This window comes from Pseudoalteromonas sp. Z9A5 (assembly GCF_011378875.1).
Classification (GTDB): Bacteria; Pseudomonadota; Gammaproteobacteria; order Enterobacterales; family Alteromonadaceae; genus Pseudoalteromonas.
Map to the genome: position 1 here is coordinate 40,225 of NZ_WTLC01000001.1, position 18,160 is coordinate 58,384.

The following is an 18,160-nucleotide window of genomic DNA, read 5'->3' on the forward strand; positions in this document are numbered from 1 at the left end:
GTTTTTACTAGTTTGATAGATTAATGTCGATAGCGCTGTTATTTAAACGCGTTGGTGATTAAAATAACCTTAATATTAGTTTTTAGTGGAACAAAGCCATGGGTTCATTACAAGACCAATTGCTTCAAGCAGGATTAACAACGTCACACAAAGCCAAAGTTGCAAAGTCAGAAAAACGTAAGCAGCAAAAAAAGCCAAAAAAAGGGGCTACTAGTAACCCTAGTGATTTGCAAAAGCATATTCAACAAACCAAACTTGAGCAGCAAAAAAAGGCTGAAGAGCTTAATAAAACACGTCAAGTTAGCTTAAAGCAGCGCGAACAAGAAGCGCGTGTTAAGCAAATACTAGAGCACCATAACCAAGATGCAATACGTGGTGAGCGCACATTTAATTTTACTTATGAAAACCGAGTGAAAAATATAGATGTAAACGAGAAAACGCAAAAAGCGTTATCGGGTGGTCGTCTAGCTATTTGTGTACTTGAAGGGTTGTTTTATGTATTAGATGATGAACCAGCACGAAAAGTAGCTGAAGTAGATGAAAAATATATTGTTTTTCATGTCGAGCCAGAAAATAAACCTAAAGATGAAGACGATCCGTACGCAGATTTTGAAGTGCCAGACGATATTGTTTGGTAGGAAATTTTAACTATTAAGTGTCGGCTCATTTTTGTTTATTAAGCTTAATACAAGTGAGCAGAAACGCGTTAGCAGTGTGTAGTTAAGTTGATCGTCTAGTGTCGTTTCGTACGTATACTTTTTATTTGATTGTTTATTACAATCAATGAACTGTTTTTTCTAACCGTCAAAAAGAAGAGTAAATACAATGAGCAAGATGAAAACATTATTATTAGGCACCGGTCTTAGTTTAGCCGCAAGCTTTTCGTTTAACGCAGCAGCTGCTGATGGCGCTGCGCTATATACAGCTAAAAGCTGTCAAACTTGTCATGGAGCTGAAGGTAAAGCGCCAATTATGGGTATGTACCCTAAGCTAAATGGTCAAAACAAAGACTACTTATTAGCGCAAATGAAAGATATTAAATCAGGTAAGCGTAATAACGGTATGACCATGGCAATGAAAGCAATGGTTTCAACAGTTACTGATGAAGAATTTGAAGCAATTGCAGATTACTTAGCTAACGTAAAATAATTTGCGTAGCCACACTAATTTAATGCGATTAGCATTAAATTAGTTTTATAAACAGCCACACAATTGTGTGGCTGTTTTGTTTGTTAATTGCTATAAAATTAATACTGCTTTAGACTTCTAAACATCTATTTTGTAGGTTGCTTGTTTGTGTTTTTAAAAGGCTTAATATGTTTGATTTACCAGTACTCGATTTAAAAGATAAAGTGTCAGCACAAGAATGGCAATTACGCGTTGATTTAGCCGCATGCTATAGATTGGTAGATCATTTTCGTTGGGGCGATTTAATTTATACGCATTTATCAGCACGCTTGCCTGGTACCGATCATTACTTAGTAAATGCTTTTGGTTTAACCTTTGATGAAGTTACCGCCTCAAATTTAGTGAAGGTAGATTTAAACGGTAATATTATCGACGATACGCCATTTAGTATTAACCCAGCTGGCTTTACTATTCACAGCGCTATTCACGAAGTACGCGAAGACGCGCATTGTGTTATACATCTTCATACTAAAGAAACAATTGCTGTTGCAACGCAAAAAAATGGTTTGTTACCGCTTAGCCAGTATTCAATGTTTTCACTGCCATCGCTTTCTTATCATGGCTACGAAGGGCTTGCGGTAAACGACGATGAGCGAAAAGTGCTGCAAGACGATTTAGGCAGCACTAACCACATGTTATTAGTAAACCACGGTGGCTTAACGGTAGGCCCTACCGTTGGTGATGCGTTTATGCGCTTTTATGATTTACAGCGCGCGTGTGAAATACAATTGGCATTGCAATCAAGCTCACAAGAGATTATTGAAGTACCGCAGCCTATAATCGATAATATTTATAATCAAGCAAATGTAGTGCACAGTGGCAGTACTGGCGGGCAACTTGCGTGGCCTGCTATGTTACGTAAAGCGTATCGACTTGACCCTAGTTTTGCAAAATAACCCATAGCGGTTAATAAGGAATTTTAATGAAAGTAAATCGCGTTGAAGTATTTGATATTCACTGTCCTGATAGACCTTCTTGGACGCCTGTATTTGTACGTATTCATACAGATGAAGGCATTAGTGGTGTTGGCGAAGCCGGTCTTGCTTACGATTTAGGCCATAGTGCTGCAGCGGCTATGATAAAGGAAATGGCCGATGCTTTTTTAATTGGTCACGACCCATTTCAAACAGAAAAGCTATGGTCACGTATGTTACGTGAAAGCTTTTGGGGCTTAGGCGGCGGACCTGTTGTGTATGCCGCAATGAGCGCAATAGACACCGCTCTTTGGGATATTAAAGGAAAAGCGCTTGGATTACCGGTCTATCAATTACTAGGCGGTAAAGTTAACGACAAGCTACGTACTTACGCTTCGCAATTACAGTTTGACTGGGATAGCGAATTTAAAGCGCTAGTACAGCCACAAGAGTATGCAGAAGCTGCTTTAAAGGCAATAGCTGAAGGTTACGATGCAGTAAAAGTAGACCCAATTCAGTATGATAAAGACGGCAATACTTATTACGACCGTACAAAAATAATCTCACGTACTGAAATGAAGTTATACCGTGCACGTATGCAAGCTATTCGCGAAGCGGTAGGCGACGAGGTTGATATTATTTTTGAATGCCATAGCTTACCTGGCGTTACAACGGCTATTCAGTTAGGTGAAATTGCAGAAGAGTTTGACTGTATGTACTTTGAAGAGCCAGTTAACTATTTAAACCATTCATTACACGCAAAAGTAGCTGATAAAGTATCAGTGCCTATTGCTGGTGGTGAGCGTTTGTATAATCGTTGGGGTGTACGTCCGTATTTAGAAGATCAAAGTATTGATGTACTACAACCGGATATTGGTTTGTGTGGTGGTTTTACCGAAACTAAAAAAGTATGTGACTACGCAGATATTTTTGATGTGCGTATTCAAGCTCACGTATGTGGTGGTCCGGTTGCAACAGCAGCATCACTACACTTAGAGACCGCTATTCCTAACTTTTTGATTCATGAGCATCATACTTATGCGATTAAAAAGTGGAACCGTGAATTGTGTTTACAAGACCCACAACCTAAAAATGGTTTCTTTGAAGTGTCAGAAGAACCAGGGCTTGGCATTGAGCTAAATGACGAGATTGTTATGCGCTCTCAACGCGTAGAAATTAAATAGTAATCTTTTAGTTAAAATTTGAGTTACATATTAAAGAGCCAGCAAGTGATTTTTACTTGCTGGCTTTTTTGTTGTTTGGGTACGCTCGTTATAGCTCATTAATTTTGCATTCTGCATTTTTAAGCTCGATCGTTGCTTTACTATCAAGGTGGCGTATATAGCACTGCTCACCTTTTATCATCAGTTCAAACCTATCGGGATTATTAAGACTTTGAGTGTCTATTGCGTTGTTATTATTTACGTTGCTAAGTGTGACTGTGCTGCTGGTAGTAAATACATTATCAGCTAGTTGAACCTGCTGCATGTGTATAAGAGTTTTGATTGCGTTGCTAACGGCCATTTTATTTGGACTAACAAGTAAGGCATGTTGAAGCTTAGGTGTAGGGTCTGCGCCTTGAGATATACAGCCATTGAGTAGAGCTGCTGAAAATACAACGATTAGTAAAAAGTACACCTTCATAAACTACTCGCATTATTAGCAAAAGATAATTTAATATAACGACTTTTACTCATACTTGATAGTAGTGTTTGGCATTCGCGTAGCCGAGGCTGTGCCATACTTTATCGCTTGAGCACAATGCTTTACGACAGTGCCATAAATTGCTGTAGCTTGTATTTATTTGGCACACAGGGAAGTTGCTAGCAAACATAATACGCTGCTCACCAAAGTGATTAAAAAGAAAATTAAAACATGTTATTTGCTGTTGGCTGGTGAGCAGTAGTAATTCAAAACCAGAAAATTTAATCGCAATATTGTTATGTTGAGCAAGTAACTCAACAGCTTGTTGCCAAGTATTTAAATTACTAGGCAGCCCTGCGTGATTAATTATAATTTGAAGTTGCGGTAACCGTTTTGCGTAGTCAGTAATTTGTTTGGTTATTTCGCTGTTTTCAATATCAAATTGCGCTTCAAAATGCAGTTGGGTATCTGATAACGTTGTTAGATTTTTAAAGCTATTAGCGCTTAATAAGCGTTTTGCATCAGCACCTTCGGTTATATCTCTAATGCCACATAAACTAGGATGAGCTAAAGCTTCTAACGAGTTTATAAACTGTTCAGCTGGTGAGTCAATTTGGTTGTAGCTAATGGCTTTAAATGGAATATCTTTTAAATGCGAGTCTAGCCAGTTTAGCTCGTTAATAGGGGATATGTTATCAAACCCTGCTTCTATATGAACAAGCCCTGCTAGTTCAAAGTCGATACTTTTAATAAGTTGCTGTGCACTTACTGGCTTTTTTATTTTATCTAAATTTGGCCAGGCTGGTGGATGAGTTCCTTGTAGCCATGAGTATTGACCCTCTACTAAGTTAAAAAAATGTACGTGTGGATCAATAATTTTTATGCTCATTGCACTGTACTCATTGGGCTGTGTAGCCACCGTCAATACTTTGCAGACTGCCGGTAATAAAGCTGGCGTCGTCGCTTACTAAAAAGCTCACAAGGGCCGCAACTTCATCAGCTTGACCTAATCTGTTAAGTGGTTGCAGGCTTGCTTCCTCAGCAACTATTTCAGCTTTGTTTGCGCCACTTTTTGCGCAGTATGCATCTATTGCGTTATGAAACAACGGGGTTTCTATTGTGCCAGGGCATACCGCATTTGCTCTAATATTAAAGCTCGCGTAATCAAGCGCCGTTGTTTTAGCCATTGAGGCAAGGGCATGCTTTGTTAGGTTATATGCAAAAGAGTTTTGCTTACCTATAATTGCCTGATCGGATGCGACTAATATAATAGTGCCGCCATTTTGCGCTTTCATGCTGGGCAATACGCTTTGTACTGCCGCATAAGCGCCTTTAACATTAAGCGCAAAAAGCGCATCGAGAGTTTGCTCATCGGTGCTTTCTATATTTGCGCTTAAATGTTTTCCAGCATTAGAAACAAGTACATCAATACGTTGGTTTTGTTCACAGATTGCATTGATACAGCTTTGTACCGCTGATACATCACTTACGTCACACTGATGAAATGTACCAGTTTCGCTTGGCTCTATATCAAGGTTATGTACTTTATAGCCATTACTTAGCAAGCGCTTTACTACAGCTAAACCAATACCTTTTGTACCACCTGTAACTATTGCAACTTTAGACATACTTACTTCCTTTATTGCTAACTAGTGAGAGTGACCACAGCCGCCTGCAGCGTGCACGTGTCCGTGAGAAACTTCTTCACTTGTTGCTTCACGTACTGATACAACTTCAACATCAAACGTTAGCGTTTTACCAGCAAATGGGTGGTTTAAATCGCAATCAGCATTAAAACGACCAACCTTAACAATAGTTACCTGATGACGACCTTGGTTAGAGCTAACCATTGCTGTCATACCTGGTTTCCATACTTTAACGTCGCCTTGTAAGTGCTTTAGTGGGATACGTTGAATCAAGTCATCAACACGTTCGCCGTACGATTCACTTGGCTCTAGGGTTACACTAAATTTTTCGCCAGCTTCTTTGCCTTCAAGTGCTTTTTCTAAACCAGGAAGCATACCGTCACTGCCATGAATGTAAGTAAGTGGCGCTTCGCTTGTACTTGTTTCTACTTGCTCACCGGCTTCGCTAAGGGTGTAATGAAATTCAACTGCTGAATTTTTACTAATTTGCATGCTTGTCTCTTTAAATTTGACTATGTTAGGGCGTAATTTTACGCGAAATATATTCGTTTATAAACTTAACGTGGTTGATTTAACGTTTTTTGTAGATCTAACAGTAAATCTTTTTCTATTGGTGCTACTTTTGGTTTTTCTGCTTGAGGGATAAACAATATTAATGAGGTGCCAGGCGTTAACACGCTTGATGCAGAAAGTTTATTCCACTTAGCTAAATCACTATGAGGTACATCGTAAAGTTGACCAATGCTCCAAAGAGTGTCTCCCTGCTTTACTTCATAATCAATCTCGAGAGTTGGAATAGCCACTTCTTGATACTCTAGATAGGGGCTTATTTTATAATCAACCGTTAATGATTTTGGGAGTGTTTTGGGTTGTCCTACTAATAACTTTTCACCAACGCTAATTTGGCTCGTTTGCTTATTGTTTAAATGCTGTAATGCGGTTACTGACATATCAAAATGTCTAGCAATACCATAAAGGGTATCGTCTTGTTTTACTATGTATTCGCCAGCAAAGTTAGATCTAAAAAACTGACTTTTTAGTAGCGTTTCTTGCCCAATAGGAAGTAGTAATGTATGCGGACCATTAGGAGAACTCTGATTTTTTAGATAGCCTTGATTGAGTGAGTGTAATTGTTTTGAACCAACACCGGAGAGTTTAGCGATTACCGAAAAATCAAATTGCTGTCCCACATTCATAGTCGTTGTAAGTGGTTTATAGGCTAATCGTGGACGGTTAATTCCTTTTTGCGGATGTTTTACTAAATAACTAAGGGCAAGTAATTTAGGTACATAGTCGGCAGTTTCTTTAGGTAAATCTAATGACCAATAATCGGTGCTTTTACCGCGTTTTTTATTTTTGTCTATTGCGCGCTTAACACGTCCTTCACCACTGTTATAAGCAGCAAGAGCATGCAGCCAGTTACCATCAAAACGCTCATGTAAATAACTTAAATAATTAAGCGCAGCATCGGTAGAGGCAAGTACATCTTGACGACCGTCATACCACTGATCCGACTTAACACCAAAGTGGTGTGCGGTTGCTCCAACTAATTGCCAAACACCAACGGCTTGCTGTGATGATGCAATTGTTGGTCTAAAATCACTTTCAACAAATGGCAATAGTGCAAGTTCCATAGGTAACTGCTTTTGCTCTATTTTTTTTACAATATGATACAGGTAGGGAGCAGCACGCTTACTAACAGTAGGTAAATAGTTGGGTTGTTTTAAATACCAGTTAATACGACTTTTTAAAGCACGATTTTGATACACCGTAAAATGTAAGTTATTAGCAATGTGCACCCATAAATCAGTTGTTCTCGGTGGGCGCTTTTTAATAACCGTTCTTTTAAGTGGTGGTGTTATTTTCTTACTAACGGTAGTTGGTTGCTCTGTCTGTGGTACTGGCTCATTTTGATACTCGTAGCTAGGCTCAAAATGAGTAAATATTTGTGGAGCTTCTCGTAACTCTGGTTCTGTGGTTTCGCAACCAAATAAAAAAACACCCAAAAAACATAAGATCAAACAGCGCATAGTGATCACTTTTATAAATTCCTTTTATTATTTTAACACAATCCGTTGTGTTGAGTTACTGCGTACTTTTAGCGCGAGCCAGCCCTGATTGTAAAAATAAATTACTTGATTTAGCGCTAAGAGATTCTTCTCTATAAGGCTTCATTACTTCCTCAGGAAAAGACAACATAAGTTGCTCTATAGTCTGCTCTTTATTGTTTTTAACGTGCTCAGTCATTGCTGTTAAAAACGATAAGGGTTGCTTGAGCTGAGATTTATTAAGTGTCCCGCCGTGACCAGGTATAATTAAAGTAAGTTTATCATCATTAATGTATTGCTTAAGAAGTGCTTGCCAACTTTCAAGCTCACCATGTCCAGGGTAGGGAAGCCAATCAACGCTATCACCACCAATTAAAATACTGCCATTATTAGTGCTAATAGTTAAATCACCATTGGTATGTGCTTTATGGGGTTCAAGTGTTATTTCAAATCCACCTAAATTAAGAGTTCTGCTTTTATTTATAGTTATTTGCGGTGTATTTAATTGGTATTCTTGCCAGCGAAAAAGTCGTTTTTTGGCTAAATCTAACTTTGCTCGCCACTGAGGTTGCTCTTCTTTTGGAATATTTGCCAAGCGTTGATAGCTCAGTTCAATACTTTTTTCGTAGCTATCGAGTTGGTCGTTAAATGCTTTTTGATACACACTAAAATTTTTGTCTACTTGCTGATGAACAATCAGTTTAGCGTCTGGATAAAAGTGCTGCATAACCGCCATACCAAGCAAATGATCGTCATGATAATGCGTAGCAACTAAATAGCATAAAGGCGTTTTAAGGCGTTTTTTTAAATCATTGACTAATTGCTCAACCGCAGCGAAGTTTCCGCTGGCATCAACAAGTAATGCACATTCATCGCCTTCAATAAGAACTTGATTTGAGTCGTAAAAGCGTAGTTTATTTTCTTGTTTTAAAAATTGTATGTTGGGATTTATTGTCTCCCAGCTAACCGCTGCATTTGCTTGTGTAGCTAAAGCAGATAATGAACACAAGAGAAGTAAGTGTTTACATGAGGTGATTATAGAAGAAAGTGATAACTGCATTTAGTATCTCGACGCTGGCGTTTAGTTACTTTAATAATAAACAAAAAGCGCAATTTGCGCTTTTTATTTTTTATGTTTGGGGTCACTTGCCAAATATTGACTGAGTTTGTCAACGAGTTGGTCTTGATGTTGCTGATCAACGGTTGCCAGCGTTTTTGCTTCTAGCAATTCGTGGCTTAAGTTAAGTGCAGCCATAAGCAGAGCTTTTTGATCGTTTCTAACGGATGAACGCTGTTTCATTTGTTCAACTAAGTCATTTAGATTTTTAGCTGCTGCTATTAACGCTTCTTCTTGTCCTTCAGGGCAAGCAAATTGCTGCTCTTTACCTAGCAACTCAACAGTGACCCGCTGGTTTTGCAGCTCAGACATTAGCTAGCCTGTTGTGCGCTTTGTAGCTTATCAAGAAGACCAGATAAAGTAGTGCTGGCATCTTTTTGTTTTTCTTCGTTTTCAAGAGCTTCTAGTTGTAGTAGCTCGTTTTCGTCTACTAACTTACTATTTTGCTCTTTTAAGCTAGAAACATCAGTTTGTAATTGATTATTACGATCAATTAGTGAATCGATCAGTTGTTCGAGTTGTTGAAGAGTGTTGTTATTCATAAATGCGCTCATATAACTGTAATTAATGTCATGCAAATGTAAAGCAAAGTGTGTTGATTTGCCAGCATTTACGGTGGTTTTAGCTGATTTTTCTTCTGCGTTAAGGGATAATTCATCATATGGGCTTTTTCATTCAGAAATGGTTCACTTAAACACTCTCATATAATGGTGTAAGTTGCCAAAGCACAGTGCTTATGGTTCACTTACGATATTAAATTGCGTATGGCGAAAATAAATAATGCTTAGTTATAGACACTCATTTCATGCGGGTAACCCTGCCGATGTACTTAAACATTTAGTGCTAGCACAGGTGCTAGGCTATCAAACAATTAAAGATAAACCGCTTGATTATATAGATACGCATTCGGGTGCGGGTTTTTTTGAATTAGCAGCCGCTGATGCGCAAAAAACACAAGAGTATCAAGATGGTATTGAAAAACTCTGGAAGCATAAAAGTGAGCACGCTGCGCTTAATGAATATATTGATCTAATTAAATCATTTAACGACACTGATGAACTTGCGTTTTATCCAGGTTCTCCAAAAATAGCAGAGCACTTTTTGCGCCGCCAAGATAAAGGTTGGTTTTTTGAGCTTCACCCTCGCGATCTGTTGTTACTTGAAGAAAACATGCAAGGTAAGCGCTCTATTCGTGTGCGTGGAGAAGATGGTTTTGCAGGTTTAGTTGGCTTGTTGCCACCAGCATCTCGCAGGGCATGTGTGTTAATCGACCCACCATACGAAATTAAAGATGACTACGAAACAGTTGTAAAAACCTTAGTTAAAGCTTACCAGCGTTTTTCTACAGGTACTTATATGATTTGGTATCCAGTTGTAGATAGAGAGCGCATTGAAAACATGGAGCAGGGTTTAATTGATTCAGGTATGCGCAACATTCAGTTATTTGAATTAGGTACTGAGGATGATACTGATGTGCACGGTATGACTGCATCAGGCATGATTGTGATAAACCCGCCGTGGAAATTAAAGCATACTATGGATGAAGTGTTACCAGAGCTTATGACTTTATTAAGTAAGCCAAGTGGCTTTTATCGCAGTGAGCAATTGGTAGACGAGTAATCCGTTAATATTTAAGTTACTGATATACGCCCAGCATACGCTGGGCTTTTTTTTATTAATTAAAAATATACAGCGCCAAAAGTAGCTAAACGCTTCCCGTCACTGTTATTTAGAGTGAGTGTTTCACCGGTGACTTGCCACTGGGCACTTTTGTTTAATGCTTTAGATAATGCAGCTTCTTGGTCCATAGCTTCGCTGCACATTTTTTTTGTACTTCCGAGTTGATTAAAAGCAATGGTTTGCTTATCTAATTGGTAGCTTGCAGTAAAGTTGTTACACCCTAAAAAGCCATGTACCTTGTTGTTTTTATCAAACTGAATAAATGGTTCTTTAGTAATAACGTTAACCAGCTCTGCATTTAACGTTTTAGCTTTCCAGTAAGTATTTACTAAATCAACATTTGGCTTATTAGTTGAGGCTTTTGATAATTCTATTTTATACGGGTTAGTAGATTTTGACTCAGTAAAGGGGTTGTAATGGGCAGCACTCGTATACAACACGCGATCTTTATTAATAATACGGGCACTTAAGCTATAACGATGTTTAGAGTTAATTTTACTTGCATCGTATATAAGGTCAACAGTGTAAGGTGGCGTCTTGGTTATATCGAGTATTTGTTGGCTAATAATATCAACTCTTACATCCATTTTTGATACATCAGAAAGCGTAACTATAAGTTGTGAGCCTGGGCGTAGCATTGAGCGATCGGAGTAACTAACTTGTGTGGTTAAGATTGTCGTTTTTTTTACTTGCTCCGTGCTTGATGATGGAGTTTGTTGGTCGCAACCAGCAAGTATAAAAGTACCACAGGCTAGCAAACTAAAACCAACAAATGATTTTATAGTTGTATGTGCAGGTTTGCGCTTTGGCATAATTATCCCTAATTAAAAGTATTACTTAAACAAATTAAAGTAATTGTATTAATAAGTGACTTAATCATTGCTTAATTGGTTGTTTAAAATAAAAAAGGACGCAAATGCGTCCTTAATAAAATTAATTACTCGGTCTTATTTTTTAACGTATTTAGTCAAAATTACAATACGTTGACCATCAACTCGCCCTTCGATGTGTTCAGGGTTACTTGTTAAGCCAATATTACGTACTGCGGTACCACGTTTAGCGGTAAGGCTGCTGCCTTTAACATCTAAGTCTTTAATAAGGGTAACTGTATCGCCAGCTTGAAGTACTACACCATTGCTATCAACGTGCTTTACGTCGTCATCTTCTGCAAGTGCTTTTTTAGCCCAAGCTAGCGTGTCTTCTTCAAGGTAAATCATGTCTAGAGCGTCTTGTGCCCAGCCATTATCCGGCGCTAAACGCGAAAGCATTCTGTAAGCTACAACTTGTACGGCAGGAGTTTGACTCCACATGCTGTCGTTTAAACAATGCCAATGTGTTGGTGTTAGCTCACTACTGTTTTCGATTTGATCTTTACATGTTTGGCATGTGTAAATACATTTGTCTGAGTGGGTTTCGGTTACAGGTGGTACTTCGTAAACTGAAAGGTTTTCGGTTGCTGCACATAATTCACATTGACTACTACTGCGTTCAATTAAGGCTTTTTCAATACTCATGGAGGTTCTTTCTCGTTCTGGTCGAGTTAACATTTGTTGCTATTATACCCCATCATAGTGGCTTTGTGCCATTAGTCCCTTAATTTTGTGTGGGTATATTTGCCATATATTTATCGGCAACTTGCTGAATGAAGCCGCTGCTATGGAGGTTTTTAATAGCTTTGTTAATTGCTGGCAATAAAACTTTATGTTTGCTCAATAAGCGTATTTTTAATAAGCCATGTGAATACTGCGGACCAAAAGCAATATCAACATTTAATTGTTTAGACCAATGTAAAGCGGGTAGTTTTCCAATAATTGCTACATCGACTCGTTTGCGAGCAAGTGCAATCATAAGTTCTTTTTCAGAAGGAAAATCTATGCGATTAAATAAATTATCGTTGTGATAGTAGTAACCTAAAACAGTGCCTACGTTTTTATTATATAAACTATTAGCGCTTTGCCAGTTATTAATGTTTTCAGACAGACTTACAACCATTTCTGTTGCATTAACTAATGGCTCAGAAAAAATATATTGAGGGTTGTTTCGCTCACTTTCGGGTAACCATTTAAGTGTAATTACATCAAAATCGATTACTTCATCTTGAAGGTATTTTGTAATTCGTTTTGTTGGTAGGTTTACGTGCGATGCTGATATATCTGCATCACTAAGTATTTTTTCGATAATTTCTGGCAGTACACCAGGCTCTACAGGGTTATTTGTATAATAAGGGTAGTAGTTCCCTGATGAAGTAATATTATATTTTAAAGCTGGGTTATTTAATTCAGCTAATATAGGAAAAGAGAATAATAACAAGCAGGCTATTAATAGCCCTTTTAAGTTAATCAAATGCTTTCCTTAATAGGTTTAAATTTAGTGAAACTATAACTTTAGTGTTAAGTATTATAGTTTTTTTGTAACGAATAGTATATTTATACTATGTATATTCTATGCAGCTTATATTAAAGTGTTAGGATTAATGGTGAACATTAAAGCGTCTTATAAAGGTTATATATATTGAAACCCTCAAAAAAATTGCCTGAACAACCGGTTATTACACAATATGTAGCTAGGCAGCCTATTTTTGATGCTGCTAAAGGCGTTTTTGCATATGAGTTGCTATATAGAGATTCATCAAATAATGCGTTTCCGGTTGGCATGAGCGACGAAAAGGCAACGAGTCGCTTATTTTTTAATACACTAATGTTAGTTGGAATTGAAAAATTAACCGCTAACCATCGAGCATTTATTAATTTATCAACTGATGCACTGCTAGATGACTTCCCTAAATTATTAAAACCAGAAACTGCGGTTATTGAAATCGTAGAGCGTGTAGTTAATATAACGGCTATTGCAAGGCGTGTGCAGGCATTAAAAAAAGAAGGTTATATTTTTGCATTAGATGATTACGATGGCGATATTAAGTGGGAGCCATTATTAGCGTTAGTTGATTATATAAAAATAGAAGTTGATGAAGCCATCATCAAAACAAATATGCGTGTTAAAAAACTCAAACGTAATTACCCTAAATGTAAGGTGATTGTTGAGCGTATAGAAACCCATGAGCAATTTTTGACGCTCAAAGGCGCCGGATGTGATTACTTTCAAGGGTTCTTTTTTTCACGCCCTGAGATGCTAACGTATAACAGCGTTGATCCCTCTAAAGTTACAGTATTTGATTTACTAAAATGCACTTCTAAAGACTCTTTATGTTTTGAAGAAATACACCAACGAGTAGCTCGAGATATAGGTATTACAGCACGTATTTTAAAACTGGCGAATGCACGCTCTGGTAATAGTAATTTAGTAATAACATCTATTTCTCAAGCTGTTGTTTATTTGGGTGAGGATACAATACGTCAGTTTGTACGAGTTTTAGCATTAAGTGATTTGGGAATTGATAAGCCAACAGAGCTTACTAAGTATGCTCTTATTCGTGCAAGATTAATGGAGCTAATTTTAAGCGAGCAAAATGTTGAGTTGGCGCAGCAAGGTTATTTGGTGGGCTTGTTTTCGATGCTTGATGCTATTTTAGATATAGAATTAAGCGTTATTGTAAAAGAGTTTGCACTTGATGTTGCTATAAATAATGCATTATTAGCTCACACTGGTGTGCTCGGTGATTGTTTGTTACTTGCTAAAGCAATACAAGAAAAAGACTGGGTAATTGCAAGTTATAAACTTAAACAGGTAAACCCGCAAATCTCTATTGAGAAAGTTTATAGCTTTGTTTTAGAATCGATGCTTTATAGTGATGATGTTATTGAAGTTGTGGCTGGTGATTAAGTATGCGTAATTGGTTATCTGTTTTAAGTATTATAATCGCGCTTGGTTTATTGTTTCCTGGTATTACAAAACCAGTATTAACAATAGAGGGCAACATAGATAAATCAAAACTAGCGCAAGCGGGTATTGAAATGCTGGCTGAAGAGGGCGATGGTCGAACTCGCAGTATGCTAATGATGTTCTCGAACATGCTAGGGCTTGATAAGCTAGAAGGCGAGATTAGCGCCTATAACAAAACACAAAGTATTTTAGGCACAGTTAAAGAGCTTGCTAGCAATAATAATTTATTTGTAGCCGCTTTAGTGGGGTTGTTTTCTATTGTTATTCCAAGCTTGAAGCTGCTATTACAATTGCTTTATTGTTGCCTACCTTTGAATAGGTTTAAGCAAAAGCTCGGTCTGGTTATTTGTGCATTAAGTAAGTGGAGCATGGTTGATGTATTTGTTATTGCATTAATAGTGACTTATCTAGCAGGTAACGCCCATGGTAAAAGTGGCGAGCTACTTGTTATGAATGCACAATTTGGTGAAGGGTTTTGGTATTTTAGCGCATATTGTATATTTGCAATTATCGCGAGTAACTTAATTAAAACACCTGCTAAACCGCAGTCTATATAATTAAAGTATTTGTGGTTGCCGTTAGGTTACCTTACAATCATTTTAAAGTTTATTAAAAGGCATAATGTTGCAACGTTTTTACTCTAGTTTACTCATGATAACTTTGCTACTCACTTTTGTGGGTCAGGCAGTTGCGTCTGTAGCTATGGTATGCGAAATGCCACATATGCTAACTAAAACAGCAATGCATGCCCAAATGCCAATGGCACAAAGTAGTGATGCAACAGCTGTTGCTAGCATGTCTGATAATATGATGCAGATGGATTGTTGCGACGACGAAAGTACGCCACAAAATGATTGTAAATGCCCTATGAGTGGCTGCGCTGCTAACTCAATGCTTAATGTTGATACTTTATTTAGCGTTACTTTACTTGAATCTGAAAAAGTAAATGTACGTGTATTTACTACACAAATTAATATACCTCGTTCACTCTACCGTCCTCCTATGTCTGCTTAATAGCAGGATAGGTGTATGTAAAAATTGCGGTAACCCCGTTTATTGGTAACTCCTAAACACCTTTTTTGCTTCCTAATTTAAGATTTTCTTTTATTTTTAGATGGAGCAGGTGATGAACCACGCTGTAAGTATTAAAGTCGTATTATGTAGTGTTGTGTTATTTAGCACCGCTGTTAATGCGCAAAACAATTCAAATAACCTAAATACCGAAATACTAAAGCAATCTAGTAATGAGCAAACGCTTAGCTTAACGCAAGCGCTTAATTATGCGCTAACGCATGAGCCATGGCTAAAAGCGAGTGGCTACCAAGAAGATGCCGCAATAGCGCAAAGCATTGCCGCAGGCACCTTACCCGATCCTGTTCTAACGGTTGGCTTACTCAACTTACCTACTAACGGTTATGCGTTTGATCAAGAAGGGATGACGCAGCTTAAAGTTGATTTGAGCCAAAAGTTTAGCCGAGGGAATAGTTTAGCGCTTAAACAAAAAGCATTAGCACAGTCTGCTCAACAATACCCTTGGCAGCGCGCCGATCGCTTAGCACAAGTAAAAGCAATTGTGATTGAGTCGTGGTTGAACGCGTATCGTGCTCAGCGAAGTATTGCTTTAATTGAGCAAGATAAAGGGCTATTTACTCAGCTTATTGAAATTACCGAAGCAAGCTACGCAAGCACCTTAGGTAAAACACGTCAGCAAGATATTATTCGTGCGCAATTAGAGCTCACCCGCCTTGAAGATAAGCTGGTTATGCTTGAGCAGCAGTTTGAAAGTGCTAAAGGTCGTTTAGCACAGTGGTTACCTATTAATATGCTTATGCAGCCTTTAGATACAGAATTTACTAAAACTGCGGGGCTGGTTGATTTTGCGAGCCTTGAATTTAATGAATTAATACAGTTGCTTATGGCGCATCCCGCAATTATTGCGATAGACAAAACCGTCACAGCAAAGCAAACCGAAGTTGCGCTCGCTAAGCAAAGCTACAAACCTCAAATGGGCGTTAATGTGGGTTATGGTTACCGAGATGATACTCCGATGGGTGAGTCGCGAGCTGATTTACTCTCGGTAGGGTTTAGTATTGATTTGCCATTGTTTACCGATAACAGACAAGATCAACAGGTTAAATCGGCTATTGCTAGTGCAGAAGCTACTAAAACACAAAAGCTGGTGGCGCTTCAAAAACTCAAAGGCATGTACTTTAAGGAGTTTAGCCAACTCGCTCGTTTGCAAAAACGCGGTGCGCTTTATCAAAATACGTTATTACCGCAAATGTCAGAGCAATCTCAAGCAACACTTAATGCTTATACACGCGATGACGGGGATTTTTCTGACGTGATGCGCGCGCGTATTAGTGAGCTAAACGCCAAAATTGACGCACTTAATATTCAAGTAGATCAACATATTATTACCGCCCGCCTTAATTATTATGCAAGTAGCTTAGACACCCAAGTAATGAGCGAGAAAACTGGAGAATTACACAATGAATACTAATTTAAAGTTACTTGTTGCCGCCTTAGTTGGCGCAGGCGCTTTTGGGTTAATTGGGGGCTTAGTAATGCAGCTTTTACCTAGTAACTCGCCAATGAATGAACAGCAAAATGCTGACAAACAACCCTTATACTGGGTTGCGCCTATGGATAGTAATTACAGGCGTGAAACGCCAGGGCTTTCGCCAATGGGAATGGATTTAATCCCTGTGTATGAAAACGCTAGCAACGATCAGGATGGGCCTGGTGCTGTAACTATTTCGCCTGCAGTCGTTAATAACTTTGGTGTAAGAACTGCCAAAGTAGAGCTTAAAACACTTCACAGCGATATAAATACTGTGGGTTATGTGCAATATAACCAAGACCAACTTATTCACATTCATCCGCGTGTAGAAGGCTGGATTGAAAGTTTATACGTTAAAGCACAAGGCGCAGAAGTTAAAGCCGGTGAGCCTTTATATACATTGTATTCACCACAATTGGTGAACGCACAGGAAGAGCTTTTATTGGCGGTTAATCGTAATAATACCGTGTTAATTCGCGCTGCAAAGGCGCGTTTAGAGTCGTTAAATGTGTCTGATGGATTTATCGAGCGCTTACAAAAAAATAAAAAGATAATGCAAAATATTACTTTTTACGCAAAGCAAAGTGGTGTGGTAGATGAGCTAACAGTTCGAGAAGGCTTTTACGTTAAACCGGGTACATCAATGATGAGTATTGCCCAGCTTGATGAAATTTGGGTAGAGGCTGAAGTGTTCGAGCGCCAATCAGAACAAGTGAGCGTTGGTTTACCTGTAACGATGACGCTTGATTACTTAAAAGGTCAAAAGTGGGAAGGTAAGGTTGATTACATTTACCCCGCGCTTGATGCTAAAAACCGGACTCTGCGTGTAAGGCTTAGGTTTAATAATGTAGATCATCGGTTAAAACCAAATATGTTTGCACAAGTGAGCATTCACGCTAAAGCGAGTAAGGCGCAATTTACAGTTCCTAAAGAAGCGGTAATTCGCACGCAGCATCAAAACCGTGTGGTTATTGCATTAGGTGAGGGTCGTTTTAAATCGGTAGAAGTAGACGTTGGGCAAATTAATAGTAATGAAGCGGTCATTTTGTCAGGTGTAATGACAGGTGACACGGTAGTGACCTCGGCACAATTTTTAATAGACTCTGAATCGAGTAAAAGCTCCGACTTTAAACGAATGGAAATGCCTGGCTCTGGTATCAGCTCTAGTATTAGCTCAGGTATGAGTTCGGATTCTGGTTCAGGCTCGAATATGAACATGGATATGCAGCCACAAAACGCCACGGTTAACGGTACTATTAACGCCATAGATACACAAAATCGCATTATTAATATTAGCCGAGAGGCCATTGAAAAATGGAATCGAGAACCCGCCACAATGGACTTTGTATTAGCGCCAGATATTGATATTAGTCAGTTTGAAAATGCCGAGTATATTAATTTTACTTTTAGCATTATTAACGATGAATTTGTAATTACTAGAGCGCAAAACGCAGAGCCGATTGATCATTCTACTATGCAACCTATGCAACCTATGCAACATAGTTCTCACTAGGAGCCAT

At 38.4% G+C, this 18,160-nt stretch carries 21 protein-coding genes; 10 read left to right on the forward strand and 11 right to left on the reverse strand.

The features are described from left to right. Nucleotides 1–98 precede the first annotated feature (98 nt). The 4 genes from GQR56_RS00175 to GQR56_RS00190 all read left to right on the forward strand — a co-directional run bounded on the left by GQR56_RS00175 (nucleotide 99) and on the right by GQR56_RS00190 (nucleotide 3,286). Nucleotides 99–638, forward strand: a complete 540-nt coding sequence (locus tag GQR56_RS00175) for a DUF2058 domain-containing protein (RefSeq protein ID WP_166108767.1) — start codon at nucleotides 99–101, stop codon at nucleotides 636–638. Nucleotides 639–825: 187 nt separating this feature from the next. Further along, the gene (locus GQR56_RS00180) at nucleotides 826–1,149 is read left to right on the forward strand and encodes a c-type cytochrome (protein ID WP_166108768.1); all 324 of its coding nucleotides are present in this window, start codon (nucleotides 826–828) and stop codon (nucleotides 1,147–1,149) included. A 167-nt stretch (nucleotides 1,150–1,316) separates the two neighbouring features. Further along, nucleotides 1,317–2,084, forward strand: coding sequence for a class II aldolase/adducin family protein (locus GQR56_RS00185; RefSeq protein ID WP_166108769.1), 768 nt, complete (start codon nucleotides 1,317–1,319; stop codon nucleotides 2,082–2,084). 26 nt (nucleotides 2,085–2,110) lie between these two features. Further along, entirely contained in the window at nucleotides 2,111–3,286 is a 1,176-nt protein-coding gene (locus GQR56_RS00190; RefSeq protein WP_024610450.1) for a mandelate racemase/muconate lactonizing enzyme family protein, read from the forward strand. Nucleotides 3,287–3,374: 88 nt separating this feature from the next. On the opposite strand, the gene GQR56_RS00195 is transcribed toward GQR56_RS00190, so the two are convergent. The 8 genes from GQR56_RS00195 to zapB all read right to left on the reverse strand — a co-directional run bounded on the left by GQR56_RS00195 (nucleotide 3,375) and on the right by zapB (nucleotide 9,099). Continuing rightward, nucleotides 3,375–3,746 carry a hypothetical protein gene (locus GQR56_RS00195; protein ID WP_166108770.1) on the reverse strand — a complete coding sequence of 124 codons (372 nt, stop codon included), beginning with the start codon at nucleotides 3,744–3,746 and terminating at the stop codon, nucleotides 3,375–3,377. 49 nt (nucleotides 3,747–3,795) lie between these two features. Next, nucleotides 3,796–4,635 (reverse strand): amidohydrolase family protein, encoded by an 840-nt coding sequence (locus GQR56_RS00200; RefSeq protein WP_166108771.1) that lies wholly within the window; start codon nucleotides 4,633–4,635, stop codon nucleotides 3,796–3,798. A gap of 10 nt (nucleotides 4,636–4,645) precedes the next feature. Beyond that, the gene (locus GQR56_RS00205) at nucleotides 4,646–5,374 is read right to left on the reverse strand and encodes an SDR family oxidoreductase (RefSeq protein WP_166108772.1); all 729 of its coding nucleotides are present in this window, start codon (nucleotides 5,372–5,374) and stop codon (nucleotides 4,646–4,648) included. A gap of 21 nt (nucleotides 5,375–5,395) precedes the next feature. Continuing rightward, nucleotides 5,396–5,884: a peptidylprolyl isomerase gene (locus GQR56_RS00210; RefSeq protein ID WP_024610454.1), complete on the reverse strand. Its 489-nt coding sequence runs from the start codon at nucleotides 5,882–5,884 to the stop codon at nucleotides 5,396–5,398. A 65-nt stretch (nucleotides 5,885–5,949) separates the two neighbouring features. Further along, on the reverse strand, nucleotides 5,950–7,422 hold the full coding sequence (locus GQR56_RS00215) for a LysM peptidoglycan-binding domain-containing protein (protein WP_024610455.1): 1,473 nt from the start codon (nucleotides 7,420–7,422) through the stop codon (nucleotides 5,950–5,952). A gap of 55 nt (nucleotides 7,423–7,477) precedes the next feature. Then, the gene (locus GQR56_RS00220) at nucleotides 7,478–8,500 is read right to left on the reverse strand and encodes an MBL fold metallo-hydrolase (protein WP_166108773.1); all 1,023 of its coding nucleotides are present in this window, start codon (nucleotides 8,498–8,500) and stop codon (nucleotides 7,478–7,480) included. A 63-nt stretch (nucleotides 8,501–8,563) separates the two neighbouring features. Further along, on the reverse strand, nucleotides 8,564–8,869 hold the full coding sequence (locus GQR56_RS00225; protein ID WP_166108774.1) for a cell division protein ZapA: 306 nt from the start codon (nucleotides 8,867–8,869) through the stop codon (nucleotides 8,564–8,566). Beyond that, a complete protein-coding gene (zapB, locus tag GQR56_RS00230; protein WP_024610458.1) occupies nucleotides 8,869–9,099 on the reverse strand; it encodes a cell division protein ZapB in 231 nt (76 codons plus the stop codon). The genes GQR56_RS00225 and zapB overlap by 1 nt, the downstream gene beginning before the upstream one ends. A gap of 238 nt (nucleotides 9,100–9,337) precedes the next feature. Between zapB and rlmJ the strand changes: the two genes are divergently transcribed. Further along, nucleotides 9,338–10,177 carry a 23S rRNA (adenine(2030)-N(6))-methyltransferase RlmJ gene (gene rlmJ, locus GQR56_RS00235; RefSeq protein WP_166108775.1) on the forward strand — a complete coding sequence of 280 codons (840 nt, stop codon included), beginning with the start codon at nucleotides 9,338–9,340 and terminating at the stop codon, nucleotides 10,175–10,177. Nucleotides 10,178–10,236: 59 nt separating this feature from the next. On the opposite strand, the gene GQR56_RS00240 is transcribed toward rlmJ, so the two are convergent. The 3 genes from GQR56_RS00240 to GQR56_RS00250 form a co-directional block, all read right to left on the reverse strand. After that, entirely contained in the window at nucleotides 10,237–11,049 is an 813-nt protein-coding gene (locus GQR56_RS00240; RefSeq protein WP_166108776.1) for an META domain-containing protein, read from the reverse strand. Between the two features lie 135 nt (nucleotides 11,050–11,184). After that, nucleotides 11,185–11,751, reverse strand: coding sequence for an alkylphosphonate utilization protein (locus GQR56_RS00245; RefSeq protein WP_166108777.1), 567 nt, complete (start codon nucleotides 11,749–11,751; stop codon nucleotides 11,185–11,187). 79 nt (nucleotides 11,752–11,830) lie between these two features. Further along, nucleotides 11,831–12,580 carry a transporter substrate-binding domain-containing protein gene (locus GQR56_RS00250; RefSeq protein WP_166108778.1) on the reverse strand — a complete coding sequence of 250 codons (750 nt, stop codon included), beginning with the start codon at nucleotides 12,578–12,580 and terminating at the stop codon, nucleotides 11,831–11,833. A gap of 168 nt (nucleotides 12,581–12,748) precedes the next feature. Here GQR56_RS00250 and GQR56_RS00255 point away from each other — a divergent pair, with 168 nt between their 5' ends. From GQR56_RS00255 to GQR56_RS00275, 5 genes are all read left to right on the forward strand, one after another. After that, nucleotides 12,749–14,017, forward strand: a complete 1,269-nt coding sequence (locus tag GQR56_RS00255) for an EAL domain-containing protein (RefSeq protein WP_024610462.1) — start codon at nucleotides 12,749–12,751, stop codon at nucleotides 14,015–14,017. Nucleotides 14,018–14,019: 2 nt separating this feature from the next. Then, nucleotides 14,020–14,634: a paraquat-inducible protein A gene (locus tag GQR56_RS00260; protein ID WP_166108779.1), complete on the forward strand. Its 615-nt coding sequence runs from the start codon at nucleotides 14,020–14,022 to the stop codon at nucleotides 14,632–14,634. A gap of 64 nt (nucleotides 14,635–14,698) precedes the next feature. Further along, nucleotides 14,699–15,091 (forward strand): hypothetical protein, encoded by a 393-nt coding sequence (locus tag GQR56_RS00265; RefSeq protein ID WP_346775731.1) that lies wholly within the window; start codon nucleotides 14,699–14,701, stop codon nucleotides 15,089–15,091. A 112-nt stretch (nucleotides 15,092–15,203) separates the two neighbouring features. Continuing rightward, complete coding sequence (locus tag GQR56_RS00270) at nucleotides 15,204–16,580, forward strand: TolC family protein (protein WP_166108780.1); 1,377 nt, start codon at nucleotides 15,204–15,206, stop codon at nucleotides 16,578–16,580. Beyond that, nucleotides 16,570–18,153, forward strand: coding sequence for an efflux RND transporter periplasmic adaptor subunit (locus GQR56_RS00275; RefSeq protein ID WP_166108781.1), 1,584 nt, complete (start codon nucleotides 16,570–16,572; stop codon nucleotides 18,151–18,153). Before GQR56_RS00270 ends, GQR56_RS00275 begins: the two co-directional genes overlap by 11 nt. The last annotated feature ends 7 nt before the right edge of the window (nucleotides 18,154–18,160 follow it).